Genomic DNA, 13,551 nt, shown 5'->3' on the forward strand with positions numbered 1-13,551 from the left:
ACTCCCGGCCAGGATGGAGTATTAATTGCTTGCATCGCTTCCCACAGTCGTTTGAACCGGGACGTATCCGTTTCAGCGAAAGACTACGTCCGACGCAAGCAGCGCGACGTCATGGAGAATCTGTATGGCGAGCTTTTCCCATTCTGTCGGTGCGCAGACGTACCGCTTCGACAGCCTCAAAGAAGTCATGGCCAAGGCCAGTCCTGCGCGCTCCGGTGACTATCTGGCCGAAGTCGCGGCGCAGAACGACGGCGAGCGAGTCGCCGCGCAGATGGCGCTGGCGAACATTCCGCTCAAGCACTTTCTTGAAGAAGCCCTGATCCCTTACGAACGGGACGAAGTTACCCGGCTGATCATCGACACCCACGACAAACTGGCGTTTGCCCCGGTCAGTCATCTGACAGTCGGCGGCTTTCGCGACTGGCTGCTTAGCGACAAGGCCGACGAAACCAGTCTGCGCGCGCTGGCTCCCGGCCTGACCCCGGAAATGGCCGCTGCCGTTTCAAAGATCATGCGCGTGCAGGATCTGGTGCTGGTGGCGCAGAAAATCCGCGTGGTGACACGCTTCCGTAACACCATGGGCCTGCGCGGCCGGCTGTCGACACGCCTGCAACCCAATCACCCCACCGACGACCCGTCCGGCATTGCCGCCAGCGTGCTCGACGGCCTGCTGTACGGTAACGGCGATGCCATGATCGGCATCAACCCGGCCACTGACAGCACCTCGTCCATCGTTGCTCTGCTGGAAATGCTCGACGCCATTGTCCAGCGCTATGAAATCCCCACGCAATCCTGCGTGCTGACCCACGTCACCACCTCGATTGAAGTGATCAACCGTGGCGTACCGGTCGATCTGGTGTTTCAGTCGATCACCGGCACCGAAGCCGCCAACGCCAGCTTCGGCATCAGTCTCAAGCTGTTGCAGGAAGGCTATGAAGCGGGCCTGAGCCTGAACCGCGGCACCCTCGGGCAAAACCTGATGTATTTCGAGACCGGGCAAGGCAGCGCGCTGTCGGCCAACGCGCACCATGGCGTCGACCAGCAGACCTGCGAGACCCGCGCCTATGCCGTCGCCCGGCATTTCAATCCGTTTCTGGTCAACACCGTGGTCGGCTTCATCGGCCCCGAGTACCTGTACAACGGCAAACAGATCATCCGCGCCGGTCTGGAGGATCACTTCTGCGGCAAACTGCTGGGCGTACCGATGGGCTGTGACATCTGCTACACCAACCACGCAGAGGCCGATCAGGACGACATGGACACTCTGCTGACATTGCTGGGCGTCGCGGGGATCAACTTCATCATGGGCATTCCCGGCTCCGACGACATCATGCTCAACTACCAGACCACCTCGTTCCACGACGCGCTGTACGCCAGGCAAAGCCTGGGCCTGCGTCCTGCACCGGAATACGAAGCCTGGCTGGAGAAAATGGGCATCTTCACCCAGGCCGACGGTCGTGTGCGCTTCGGCGACAGCCTGCCGCCTGCCTTCCGTCAGGCGCTGGCGCATCTAGCATGAGTGACGAGCCGATGAACGAACTACAAGACAGCGCCGCCCCCACCAATCCCTGGCTGGAACTGCGCCGCCTGACCCCCGCGCGTATTGCGCTGGGTCGTACCGGCACCAGCCTGCCGACCTCTGCGCAACTGGACTTTCAATCCGCTCATGCGCAGGCACGCGACGCGGTGCATCTGGCCTTCGACCATGCCGCGATCAGCGCACAACTGACCGAAAAAGGTCGTGAAACCCTGTTGCTGCACAGCGCCGCGGCCGACCGGGACAGCTACCTGCAGCGTCCGGATCTGGGCCGTCGCCTGAATGACGAATCAGCGCAGACGTTGCGTGACTACGCCGCTGCACATCCGGGCGGTCTCGATCTGGCGGTAGTGGTCGCCGACGGTCTGTCCGCCCTGGCGGTGCATCGGCATGCGGTGCCTTTCCTCATTCGCCTGGAAGAACAGGCCAGTGCCGAGGGCTGGTCGCTGTCGCCAGTGATCATGGTCGAACAGGGCCGCGTCGCCGTGGCCGATGAGGTCGGCGAACTGCTCGGTGCGAAGATGGTGGTCATTCTGATCGGCGAGCGCCCCGGTCTCAGCTCCCCGGACAGTCTGGGCCTGTACTTCACCTACGCGCCGAAGGTCGGGCTGAACGACGCGCACCGCAACTGTATTTCCAATGTGCGCCTGGAAGGCTTGAGCTACGGCATGGCCGCTCATCGGCTGCTGTACCTGATGCGCGAGGCCTGCAGGCGGCAGATTTCCGGGGTCAATCTGAAGGACGAAGCTGAGCTGCAGATTCTGGAATCAGACGGCACTGATGATCATTCAGACAAACCCATCGGCAACTTCCTGCTCGACGGTCCTGCAGCGCCGCATTAGGCCCCATGCAGGCTTATGCCATTCCAAGCCGCCGGGTCGATTCGCGTAATCAGCCCGGCGTATGGCATCAGCCCGGATGAACGTTGCGGCCTGTTCATCCCTTCTGAAGACGTACCGCTCCCCCCCCCATTCAACCCCGCCGCTTATTCCGAAGCCCCTTCTGCGCATTCTGCTTCTATAATGCCGCGCATACGCACAGTCGTTTCTTCCGCATGCGACCCCGGACAGGGTTCTCGCCTCAGGTGCTTTAATGGAATTCAACCCGCTCGACCTTATTCTGCATCTCGACGTTTACCTTGACCTGTTGGTGACCAACTACGGCACATGGGTTTACGCGATTCTGTTTCTGGTGATTTTCTGCGAGACCGGGCTGGTGATCATGCCCTTCCTGCCGGGCGACTCGCTGCTGTTCATCGCTGGCGCCGTGGCTGCCGGTGGCGGCATGGACCCGGTCCTGCTGGCCGGGTTGCTGATGCTCGCAGCGATTCTGGGCGACAGCACCAACTACGTGATTGGCCGCACGGTTGGCGAAAAACTGTTCAGCAATTCGTCATCGCGCATCTTCCGCCGCGACTACCTGCTGCGCACCCAGGATTTTTACGCACGCCACGGCGGCAAGACCGTCACGCTGGCGCGCTTCCTGCCGATTATCCGCACCTTCGCGCCGTTTGTAGCCGGTGTGGGCAGGATGTCCTATCCGCGCTTCGTGGGCTTCAGCGTGCTGGGTTCGGTGCTGTGGGTCGGCAGTCTGGTGACCCTGGGCTTCTTCTTCGGCAACGTGCCATTCATCAAGCACAACCTGACCTTCCTGGTACTGGCAATCATCCTGCTGTCACTGGTGCCGATGGTCATCGGCGTGGTGCGCAGCCGCACCGCGCGTCCGGTCGACGCGCGCTGAACCATGTGGTCATTCAGCCACTGGCGCAGGCAGCGCACGCTGGCCCGACACCCGGTTGCTGAAGAACTATGGCAGAACGTCTGCGCACGTCTGCCGATCCTTGATGGCCTGAGCAGTGAGCAACACGCGCAACTGCGTGACGCCTGCGTGCTTTTTCTGCATGACAAACACCTCAGCGCACTGCCGGGCGTTGATCTGGATGACGAACAACGGCTGTTCCTCGCCGCCCAGGCGCAACTGCCGCTGCTGAACCTGGGCGAACTGAACTGGTATCAGGGTTTTCATGAAATCGTGTTGTACCCCGACGACTTCGTCAGCCCGCAGCGCCATCGCGATGCCAGCGGCGTCGAACACGAGTGGGATGGCGAGCACAGTGGCGAGGCCTGGCTACAGGGCCCGGTGATTCTGGCCTGGCCCGGCGTATTGAGCAGCGGCGACTGGGATGGCTACAACCTGGTGATCCATGAACTGGCGCACAAGCTCGACATGCTCAACGGCGACGCCAATGGCCTGCCGCCGCTGCACAGCGATATGCAGGTGACCGAATGGGCTCGCGTCATGCAAAGCGCGTTCGATGATCTCAACCGGCAACTGGACCACAACCCCGACGCCGAGCCCGCCATCGATCCCTATGCCGCCGAAGACCCCGCCGAATTCTTCGCCGTGACCAGCGAATACTTCTTCAGCGCACCCGATCTGCTGCACAGCAGTTACCCGGCAGTCTACGAACAACTGAAAGCGTTCTACCGCCAGGACACCCTGGCGCGGCTCGACCTGCTGCGTCAACAGGACCCGGCTTACCGGGACAGCTGACGGCCGCCAAGGCCATGCGTGGCAACCAAAACAGAATATGCCTATAATCCGGACCACTTTATGGCGGTTCGCGCCACAATCTGTCTGGTCAACTAGGGGGGCAATGCCCAATGAGCTACAGCAAGATTCCGGCGGGTAAAGACCTGCCGAACGACATCTACGTCGCGATCGAAATCCCGGCCAACCACGCGCCGATCAAATACGAAATCGACAAAGATTCCGATTGCCTGTTCGTTGACCGTTTCATGGCCACCCCAATGTTCTACCCGGCCAACTACGGTTTCATTCCCAACACCCTGGCTGACGACGGCGACCCGCTGGACGTGCTGGTGGTAACCCCATACCCGGTTACTCCAGGCTCGGTTATCCGCGCACGCCCGGTAGGCATCCTGCACATGACTGACGACGGCGGCGGCGATGCCAAAGTTATCGCGGTGCCACACGACAAGCTGTCCCAGCTGTACGTCGACGTGAAAGAGTACACCGATCTGCCGCCGCTGCTGCTGGAGCAAATCAAGCACTTCTTCGAGAACTACAAGGATCTCGAAAAAGGCAAATGGGTGAAGATCGAAGGTTGGGGCAACGCTGACGCTGCCCGCGCCGAGATCACCAAATCGGTTGCGGCCTTCAAAGGCTGATCACCGATCTGGCGTTTCAGGGCGCGAACACCCGTGCCCTGAAACACGCTCCCCCCTCCTCGCTGCACCTCCCCGCACACCTCTCTTGCTGAAACGAAATCACCCGTTTTTTTGCAGCACGCACGTTTAAAAATGCGCCCGCCTTTTAGACATTCAATGAACAGTTCGTTAATGCCCGTATAGCGGGGGTAAACGCGCAATACCTCGTTTAGCGCCAAAAGCGCTATTACGGAATCCACCTACACGACATTCATTCCATCCGTAGTCCGGATAGCCACGCCCACCCTGGGATAACGTCGACGTCAACACCTCGTTCATTTAAACGCCCAGACGACGCCCGTAGACTTCGCCACTATGAATACATCAGGTGATCGACTCCGCATCCTCCTTCGGGAGTGCCATCTCACAGCGACTGATTTTGCCGCCAACCGCAAAATCACGCCGCAACACGTCAATAACTGGTTCAAGCGTGGCGTGCCCATGGCGCGGATTGACGAGGTGGCTGAACTGTTGACCGTTAACGCCCGCTGGCTGCGCACCGGCGAAGGCCCCAAACACCCTAACGAATGCGCCAATGAAAACACCGGCGGCAATACCCGCGTCATCATTCATCAGGCCAGAAACGTGTCGCGCGGCGACGTGGAAATCCAGATTTTCATGGAAGCGGAATCCACCCAAGGCCTCGGCAAGACCGTCCTCGCCGAAGCCCCCGGACAGAAAATCCGCCTGCCCCTGCAAGTCCTGCAGAACATGGGCATCGACCCGAAAAACTGCATGTGCGTCGCCATGGTCGGCAACAGCATGGCCGACAAGATCCAGGACGGCTCGATCCTCGGCGTCGACCGCGAACTGACCCAGGTCATCGACGGCGAAATCTACGCCCTCGAACACGGCGGCATCCTGCGCGTCCGCTACCTCTACCGCCTGCCCAACGGCGGCCTGCGCCTGCGCAGCCACAACGACGCCGAATACCCGGACGAACTGTTCAGCGCCGAAGACATCGACCGGGAGAAAATACGGATTCTGGGCTGGATATTCTGGTGGTCGACCCTGAACAGCCGACGCAATGCCATGCTGCTGTTATGAGGTGTTTACGGCTGAAAGGCATTCGGGCTGGGCATGGGAGGCGAAGTTCAGTATCCTGTTCGCCATCCAGAGCACCTGACGCAGTCATGCGATGCGGTGTTTGAACGGGGCATGTGATCCGTTTGCCCTGTTGTCTATTCGCGCTTCTTCAAGAGGCGTACCTGTTGAAGGCGATTGCGGTCTATCAAAAATAGATCAGAACCGCCTACGAGAAGCCGGCCACAAGCCGGCTTTTTAATGTCTGCTGCTTTCTTACTGCGGCCGGACAGTGGATATCATCTGCTTGAGAAGCTTCCCGCCAAATCAGCCGCTGGCAGTACTTTGCTGGTTGTCCAATTGCTCACAGAAACTACCCACCGCCCTTCCCCAACCGCCTCCGCCGCGCCACCAGCGCCCTGCGCAGGGAAACATCCGCATACTCCATAAACAGCGTTGCCAATCGATTCAGCGCTGCCTCTTCCTCTTCACCGCCCACGATTGAATCGAAGCCGAGCGCACGCTTGTTCTGTTCGGGCAGTTCTTCCCAGCTGGTCATGAGATAGGCGTACATTGCGCTGACGATTTGGGGGCCAGTCGAGGGCTTGGGCTTTGGGGATGCCTCGGCTAGAACACCTATCCGCGAACGCAGGCGCTGGAGAGCGCGACATTTTTTGCAGATGGGTAGGTATCTTGATGCTTGACGCCGTTGCGATGATCCGCAGGCTTTGTGACGACTCATGAAGCATCTACTCCTTTGCTGTGGCAGCGACTCATCCTTGTAAAGCGCACTCGGCATAATGAATGCTATAGCGTGTAGCGCTATAACGTGCATTCAAGCGAAATCCCTTCCTTTTGTAAAGGGGGTGCGCAATGGATCTGAGCAACGCAATCGGAGCAGCACTGAAAGAAGCGCGCGAAGCGAAGGGTCTCACGCAGGAGGATTTTGTCGGGGTCAGCGGCAGGACGTATCTGTCCGAGATCGAACGCGGGTTGAAGAGCCCGACGCTTGAAAAGCTGGATCAGCTCGCGACCAGGATCGGAATTCATCCGCTTGAGCTGCTGGTCTCGTGCTATGCAAAGCAGGCGTCGATGAGTCAGCAAGCTTTGCTGGATATGCTGGATGAACGCTTGCGTAACGCGTGACGTATTTCGATACCTACACACGCCCAGCCCTCAAACCCGATAAGACTCCGCATGCGCCACGTTCCTCAGCGTGCGCCAGTACGAGCGAATGCGCTTGGCGAGAGTCGGTGAGGTGCTGAACAGTACGATGGTCGCAAAGGACACCCACCAGCCGGGGCGCAGGCAGGTCAGCAGGTATTGATTGAGCCAGATGCGCGCTATTCTCAGCCTGTAGCCCTTCGGGTCAAGCCTTTGCAATTGCTCTATCGCAGAGGCTTTGTAGAGTGTGGTCAGTACGCGGGGGCTGGTCAGAAAACGTTCCGGGAAGTCGACGCCAGCCTCGCAGTGGTTGAGGACTCTGAAGCTGCGTCTCAAGACGTTGTCCCATAACTTCAGGTTGCTCAGCCCTACCTCGCAGGGTCGTGCGAGCCGGGCGTCGATGCCCTTCCTGCGCATGACACCCAGCATCAGTGCCTGCTCGCTCACCAGGCGCGCGGACGTGTAGCCAATGAAGTTGCCAAACGGGTTGCGAGACGGCCTGTCGTTGAAAAGCGCGTCCCTTGCGAACAGTGGTTGCTCCCACATGGCGAGCATTGCTTCGCGCGTGCCGAATTGAACGAGATCCGATATGTGGAACAACATCGGCAACCGTTCAGGGTCGCGAATATAAAGCGTCGTGGTGGTGATGGGCGTGTCGAACAGCTGTGTCTCGCCCGGCTCGGTATCATCGGACTGACCTATGACAGCCAGTGCAGCGCTGGTCAGGTTGTGATCGGCGCGCATTTTCATGACATAGGGTCTTGAAGCGCTTTGAATACCGCATAGCGTCGACCGCAGCATGCGATTGATGTTGATCTGATTACCGGCGTCATCAACGAAGGCACCCGGATCATCCGACATGACGATCTGGTCCGCCTTCACATCGGACGTATCTTCATGACGCCAGGTCGAAACGATGATTTCGGCATCTGGCAGGTGCGTCCGGATCGATACGATGCAGGCGAAGATATTTCGTTTGGAACTCAGGTTGCGATACAGGGGCCCCTGAATAACCACGCTGATTTTTCTGGAGTCGACGGCCACAAGATGAGGCATGTGTTTAACCTTGTAATGAGAAGCGCCTGCTACCGACGGCTAGCGGCAGATCGGTCAATGGGATCTTGCAACACGCCGAAAGACGCGCAGAGCAACACGCCGCATTCGACGCAGGATGCCCGCCAGCAATGGAAGACTTATCAGTACTCTTTCAAGACGAGTGACCATGAACAGCCTGCCAATCTGAACGGAACGGGCTGAGGCTGTTGTGCTTGCCGGCAAATTGTTGAACGACGCATTGAGGGTTCGCGAATAAATGCCCAGGTGCATGGCGGGCACCATGATCACGAGGTTTCGCTTTCGCAGCTTGGTGCTCAGATAGTTGTAGCGAGCAATTTTCTGGATGAAGTCCATGCAGGTAGCAGAGTCATGCTGGCCAAAATCGATCAGCACCCAGTCGCTTTCGACTTTATCCATGTGCTGGGCAACTCTGTTTGCCACGATGCCGCTTACAGCATTGCAGTGAAGAAAATCATCCAGGCTGAACAAAGCGTGTTCGGTCGATGAATCGCTGGCGGGTAGTTCGGCCAGGTTGTAACGGTCATCAATCACAAGGACGGGAACGGTCGTCCTATGCTCGTGCTGAATGCGCGCCAACTGACAGATCAACTGATGGCTGGCGTTGCTGGGGCTCAAATGAGAAACGACGAATACCTTCACTTCGCCCCCTTGCTGTAGGACATAAAGGGAGTCGAGTTGTAGATGGCTTTCACAGCAGCCCACAGGCTTTCAAAATAGAAACTTTTCCCGTTATTTCGATAAGCACGAACGGCCGAAATCAAAATGCCGGGGAGCGACAGAAGGTTGTGGTGAAAGTAATCATCCTGCTGGCGAGCAAACCAGGTCTGCCTGCCGCGTTGACGCAACATATTGCGCACCTCGCAGCTCTGTGTGATCAGTGTCTGTTTGGCCAGCACAGGGTCTGTGAGGAAGCGATTGACCAGAAACTCCTGACGCATGCTCGGTAGCTGGTCGAGCAACACGAGCCTCTCGAAGTCGTTGATAAACGCTCTGACCGTCTCACTGTCGTTTTTGAACGTGGACTGCTGCACCACATTATCGATCAGTTCGATCCAGGCTCGAACAGGGAGGTGAACAAGACCGGTTGGAATAACGACCGCCGACGGATTGGCCAGGTATTTGTCAGCGAACTGCCGCAATCTGGCCAGTGCGGTCTCGGCAGACAGGTTCAAAAGAGGTTTCTTTTCCAGCAGGGACACATAACAAGGCCCGGATATTCCGAGACATCCGCCAACGGATTCGACCGGAGCATTGCCACCCAGCAGCGCCCGGGAGGTCACCGACTGAGTGATGCCAAAGGGATTGATACGGTTTGGAATACCCGCGCGCGACGCTCGCAACGCATGCTCGATGTCTTCGTACTCCACCCAGTGCAGGGACTCGTCCAGCGGGCAGGCATTCCAGACATCCTTGCGACAAATGTAGAGGCTGCCTGTCGGGTAGCTGGCGTCACTGTTGTAGCGCATCGGGCTGGCGAAACAGAACCCGGTCCGGTCGACGTCCGGGAATATTGACGGCGCAATGGACTGAGCATTACCGCTGGTGCGGTGCAGCCCCAGCAGCCCCTGAGCGACCTCGTCCATAGCCATGCCGTAATCCGAGTAACGCCGCGGATGCATGCTGATTCGGTTATCGAAGAACATGCTTTGCAAGGTCATCAACGGATAGCGCGGGCCAAAGCGGCGGACAACTTCCCCGAAGTGTTTTGGCAGAAAGACGCGGTCGTGCAGGATCACCAGATTGCTGTGTCTGGCCTCCAGTGCGAGACGGTTTTTCTTCTTGCAGATCTGCACGGGCGGGGCAGTGATGTCCTCCCCCACGATGCGGACCTTGTCGAAATAGGCGAAATTACTTCCCGGTGTGCCGCACAGCAGTATCTCCTTGTGCGGGATGTCAATTTCCAGAATGCGCTTCACGACGGCATTGAGAACAGTGGCGTCGCCCGGACCGACAGGAATGCCGAAGGTCCAGCTGTCGAGATCGTCGTTAGATTCCGCAGTCAGCCTGGATACTTTCCTGTAAGTGACCGAGTTGGCCGAACGCGCAATGACCTTGAGCGATCCCGCGAAGTAATCACGATCCAGATAACACTCGATTGGCGTGTCTTCGATAACCGTGATCTTTTCGCCAACATTCAGAAAGTGCGCACCGTCCCACAGCAGCAGCGGAGACAGCGGTGAATCACTCTGAACACCATAAAAACAGTAGCTACCCGCCCCATACAAGCACAACGGACGCCGTGCGGCATGCAGTTTCCTGATCACCCGTTCAGGCTTGCGAAACGGATGCGCGCGGAACGAGATGAAGCTGGAGCACTCATGGGGCAGCAGTAGCCCCACCGGGAGGCTGCGCAGACTGCCCGCCGCTATGTAACCGAGGCTTGGGTGGTGCTGGAGATGGGTCGTTTTCATGGTCAGACGACGTACTTGTCAGCAAGCGCACCCGGCACCTTCACGACAACGGTGGTCGCATCGGTGAGCGCTTCAAACGCCGTGATATCGCCCGGTTCCAGAACGATGATGTCGCCGGCATGCCAGACCTGATCGCGCATGTTGACCGACCCGGCAATGAGTACGGTTATCTCGGTGGCGACCTTGTGGTAATGAGCCGCTTCCTTTTCACCTGCCTTGTAGGTCTTGACCCCGACCTCACAGGACTCGGTACTGAAAACTGCAGGTTCGAATCCACCCACGAACCAGCCTTTGACCATGTCTTCCAGTCTTGCCGTTTTCATCGCATCTCTCCTGCTTCGAAAGCGTGGAGCTGACTGTCGGTTTTCAGTGGCCGGTACTGATTGGGTTCGATCCGGTAGGCGCCGATCTTCTTCTGCAACAGCACCAGCTCATTGAGAGCGGGGGCTATGTAGAAGTTGTCGTTGACCCTGGCGTCCTTGCGAATCATCTCCTTGGCTGCCGATACGAATAGCGAGCCGGACTTGAACCAGTACACACCGGCAATGGCGTTTGAGCTGATCGGGTTCTTTTCGGCTGCTTCGATAACCCGGCAGTCGCTGTCCAGGCGCGCGAATGAATAACGAGGGTGCAGAGAATTGAAGATGACCACTCCGGCATCCTCATGACGTTGCCGAAACGCACGTACTGCATCCAGCAGCTGGATATCCAGAAAGTCGCTGATGCTGAGAATCAGCAGTTCGTCATCGTTGTCGATTTCTTCGCTCGCCAGAAGCGCTGTGCAAGCCGCACCACGGGTGATGTTGTGGACCGGTAGAACACTGGCCGACGGGTGCATTTGCGGGACCATGTTGCGAAGGTGCAGCCGGGCGATATCGTTGTTCGAGAATGTGCAGATCATCCTGCGCGGCTGAAGTACTGCGCAGTTGTCTATCAGCGTATGAATCAGCGGCTTGCCTTTGAGTTCGCACAGGTAGTGCGGGTACTCGCCCTCATCATGCGGCGCCTCTGTCTGCCTGCCGGTCAGAAGAATGATATTCAACGCGCTCACAGGACTGCCGCCTTGTCGAAGTTGATCTGTTCAACTTTGCCAAGAATGTTATTGAGGTTTACATCGCAGGTTTCAGCCACGACCAGAACATGTGCGCCTGAGTCTCTGGCGGCCTTGATGCCATTCTCGTTGTCCTCGACGATGAGGCATTCTTCAGGCTGAAGACCCAGTTGGCTGATGGCCTTGGTGTAGATATCCGGCGCTGGTTTGGCATGCTTGACGTCTTCGTTGGAGAGCCGCAGATCGAGGTATCGGTCTAGATCCGCCCTGTTCATCATGACCTCCACGGTGTTGCGAATGGAGTTGGACGCCACTGCCAGCTTGTAACCCAGCGTTTTCAGTGATGACAACGCGTACTGATGCACAAAGGTCGGTTTGCACTGGGCGTAAACAATCTCCATGGTGTACTGCTGCTTCATCTCGTTGATGAAGGCGTGCAACGCAACCGGCAGGTCGCGTTCGACACTCAGCATGTCGAGTTTGCGCGAGGTGGGCAGACCGTCGTAGGCGGTGAGGTGTTCGTGGCGACTGATGTTGTAACCGAACAGGCTGAGCGCTCTGTTGAGTGCGTTGTAATGCCATTCCTTGGCGTCGATAAGAACACCGTCCATATCGAAAATCACTGCCTTGATCATGATTGCCTCACGTGAAGAAAGTGGCTGCGTCTGCGGGAAGATCAGTACACAGCATCAAACGGTCCTGCGACCTGAACTCGAGCAATTGCTGCCACAGGGCGCCATGACCACGCCCGTGCAATTCGGGTGACACCACACAAACCTGCTTGCCCAGGGAAAGAAGATCGCCAATGATCTGGTTGGAGAACCACTCACCCTCAAAACCGTCAAGCCAGACGCCTGCAGCCTGTTTGAGCCAGGCTGGCGACGGCTCTACATCGCTGAGACGGGTGTAAGTGGCGAGGTTGGCGTTGAGGTAACTCCGCATGTCCGGCACCGCCATATCGAAGGCGAACCAGTTGGTATGGCCGTAACGGGCGAAGGTTGCAGCGAGAGCCTGTGCCAGGCCATCCGCCTTGACGTTGATGGCCAGAGGCAGGTTGCGGCCCGCCATGATGTCGAGCAGGCCGTCCAGCGTCAGCTCGCCGCCCGCAGGCATGTCGTGGGAGATGACCAACTGGCCAGCCACATCACGGACATCGGTTTCGGTGCCGAAGCCAAGGTCGAATGATCGATGAAAGGCTTCGGGCAGATTGCGCTGCGGCCTTTGCAGCCAATAGCCGCGATGGCTGATGATCTGCATGTCAGGCCTCTTTTCCCGAGGCTGCCTGCCTGCTCAGCGGCAACGACAGGAACTGGTTGAGGTCTGCCGGGATGCCCAGGCCATACATGCCATGACCTTCTGCACCAATGCTGTAATGAATGACCCTGGCGCCCTGCCCGATGAGCTCGTTGTAAACCGGTGCGACATAGAACTCACCATTGACGCGAAGATCTTTCGCGACCATCGCCTCGATGGCCGATATCAGTTGACCTGCACGGCGAAAGTTATAAATGCCGACAGTGGCCTCGTCAGAGATAACCTCCTTTTCCACCACACGGTCGATCATGCCTGCTGCACTGAAGCCCACGAACGACCATTTCGGATCGCTGGCTTTCATGGTCATGATCAAGCCCTCTGCATCGCTCTCGTTAATTACCTGCAGATAGGCGTTTATATCCACATCGACGTACTGGTCGCTGTTGGCAATCATCACTTGCTGGCTGTCGTCGAGCAGGTGCCGCGCTGCATACACCGAGCACGCAGCGCCCCCGGTCAGGCCGCCGAGCTCGACGATCTCGCAGCCGGGCGCCCAGGCATTCAGTCTTTCCCTCAGCCCGTAACGTGCGACCTGTTCCGACTGACAGATAAAGATGAATCTGTGCGGGCACTTCGGCGTCAGGTTGTCGATCACGACCTTGATCATCGGTACACCATGTACAGGGATCAACGGTTTGGGGTCGGTGTAGCCCGCAACCGCAAAGCGACTCCCGGCCCCGGCCATCGGAACGATAATTTGCAACATGGAAATACCTTTATGAATTGAGTGATGGCCAAGTTGAC

The 13,551-nt window shown here is 58.0% G+C and carries 16 protein-coding genes; 7 read left to right on the forward strand and 9 right to left on the reverse strand.

Going from position 1 to position 13,551, the window contains the following annotated elements; all coding sequences use genetic code 11:
- Window positions 1-124 precede the first annotated feature (124 nt).
- The 6 genes from LCH65_RS20555 to LCH65_RS20580 all read left to right on the forward strand — a co-directional run bounded on the left by LCH65_RS20555 (window position 125) and on the right by LCH65_RS20580 (window position 5,814).
- Window positions 125-1,519, forward strand: coding sequence for an ethanolamine ammonia-lyase subunit EutB (locus LCH65_RS20555; protein WP_099266329.1), 1,395 nt, complete (start codon window positions 125-127; stop codon window positions 1,517-1,519).
- A gap of 11 nt (window positions 1,520-1,530) precedes the next feature.
- Entirely contained in the window at window positions 1,531-2,379 is an 849-nt protein-coding gene (gene eutC, locus LCH65_RS20560) for an ethanolamine ammonia-lyase subunit EutC (RefSeq protein WP_161429197.1), read from the forward strand.
- A 250-nt stretch (window positions 2,380-2,629) separates the two neighbouring features.
- A complete protein-coding gene (locus LCH65_RS20565; protein WP_003366404.1) occupies window positions 2,630-3,277 on the forward strand; it encodes a DedA family protein in 648 nt (215 codons plus the stop codon).
- Window positions 3,278-3,280: 3 nt separating this feature from the next.
- Complete coding sequence (locus tag LCH65_RS20570) at window positions 3,281-4,090, forward strand: M90 family metallopeptidase (RefSeq protein WP_054081320.1); 810 nt, start codon at window positions 3,281-3,283, stop codon at window positions 4,088-4,090.
- A 110-nt stretch (window positions 4,091-4,200) separates the two neighbouring features.
- Window positions 4,201-4,728 carry an inorganic diphosphatase gene (gene ppa / locus LCH65_RS20575; protein ID WP_003366402.1) on the forward strand — a complete coding sequence of 176 codons (528 nt, stop codon included), beginning with the start codon at window positions 4,201-4,203 and terminating at the stop codon, window positions 4,726-4,728.
- 354 nt (window positions 4,729-5,082) lie between these two features.
- A complete protein-coding gene (locus LCH65_RS20580) occupies window positions 5,083-5,814 on the forward strand; it encodes an XRE family transcriptional regulator (protein WP_032609236.1) in 732 nt (243 codons plus the stop codon).
- A 349-nt stretch (window positions 5,815-6,163) separates the two neighbouring features.
- Here the strand turns inward: LCH65_RS20580 and LCH65_RS20585 are convergent, their stop codons facing one another.
- Window positions 6,164-6,364 (reverse strand): hypothetical protein, encoded by a 201-nt coding sequence (locus tag LCH65_RS20585; RefSeq protein ID WP_083553781.1) that lies wholly within the window; start codon window positions 6,362-6,364, stop codon window positions 6,164-6,166.
- Window positions 6,365-6,663: 299 nt separating this feature from the next.
- On the opposite strand from LCH65_RS20585, the gene LCH65_RS20590 reads away from it, so the two are divergent.
- Window positions 6,664-6,936, forward strand: coding sequence for a helix-turn-helix transcriptional regulator (locus LCH65_RS20590; RefSeq protein ID WP_003317245.1), 273 nt, complete (start codon window positions 6,664-6,666; stop codon window positions 6,934-6,936).
- 30 nt (window positions 6,937-6,966) lie between these two features.
- On the opposite strand, the gene LCH65_RS20595 is transcribed toward LCH65_RS20590, so the two are convergent.
- Genes LCH65_RS20595 through LCH65_RS20630 form a run of 8 tightly spaced genes read right to left on the reverse strand, consistent with a single transcriptional unit; the run spans window position 6,967 to window position 13,513 of the window.
- On the reverse strand, window positions 6,967-8,010 hold the full coding sequence (locus tag LCH65_RS20595; RefSeq protein ID WP_226439752.1) for a WavE lipopolysaccharide synthesis family protein: 1,044 nt from the start codon (window positions 8,008-8,010) through the stop codon (window positions 6,967-6,969).
- Window positions 8,011-8,064: 54 nt separating this feature from the next.
- Window positions 8,065-8,670, reverse strand: a complete 606-nt coding sequence (locus tag LCH65_RS20600) for a hypothetical protein (protein WP_226439753.1) — start codon at window positions 8,668-8,670, stop codon at window positions 8,065-8,067.
- Window positions 8,667-10,442 carry a hypothetical protein gene (locus LCH65_RS20605; protein ID WP_226439754.1) on the reverse strand — a complete coding sequence of 592 codons (1,776 nt, stop codon included), beginning with the start codon at window positions 10,440-10,442 and terminating at the stop codon, window positions 8,667-8,669. The genes LCH65_RS20600 and LCH65_RS20605 overlap by 4 nt, the downstream gene beginning before the upstream one ends.
- 2 nt (window positions 10,443-10,444) lie before the next feature.
- Window positions 10,445-10,765, reverse strand: coding sequence for a hypothetical protein (locus LCH65_RS20610; protein ID WP_003317241.1), 321 nt, complete (start codon window positions 10,763-10,765; stop codon window positions 10,445-10,447).
- Window positions 10,762-11,493, reverse strand: coding sequence for a glycosyltransferase family 2 protein (locus LCH65_RS20615; protein ID WP_058416250.1), 732 nt, complete (start codon window positions 11,491-11,493; stop codon window positions 10,762-10,764). Before LCH65_RS20615 ends, LCH65_RS20610 begins: the two co-directional genes overlap by 4 nt.
- Window positions 11,490-12,128, reverse strand: a complete 639-nt coding sequence (locus LCH65_RS20620; RefSeq protein WP_003366391.1) for an HAD family phosphatase — start codon at window positions 12,126-12,128, stop codon at window positions 11,490-11,492. The genes LCH65_RS20615 and LCH65_RS20620 overlap by 4 nt, the downstream gene beginning before the upstream one ends.
- Window positions 12,129-12,135: 7 nt before the next feature.
- Window positions 12,136-12,750 carry a phosphodiesterase gene (locus LCH65_RS20625; RefSeq protein WP_226439755.1) on the reverse strand — a complete coding sequence of 205 codons (615 nt, stop codon included), beginning with the start codon at window positions 12,748-12,750 and terminating at the stop codon, window positions 12,136-12,138.
- A 1-nt stretch (window position 12,751) separates the two neighbouring features.
- Window positions 12,752-13,513 carry a glycosyltransferase family 2 protein gene (locus tag LCH65_RS20630; RefSeq protein ID WP_058416248.1) on the reverse strand — a complete coding sequence of 254 codons (762 nt, stop codon included), beginning with the start codon at window positions 13,511-13,513 and terminating at the stop codon, window positions 12,752-12,754.
- Window positions 13,514-13,551 lie beyond the last annotated feature (38 nt).

This window comes from Pseudomonas sp. MWU16-30316, from assembly GCF_020515645.1.
Lineage (GTDB): Bacteria > Pseudomonadota > Gammaproteobacteria > Pseudomonadales > Pseudomonadaceae > Aquipseudomonas > Aquipseudomonas cerasi.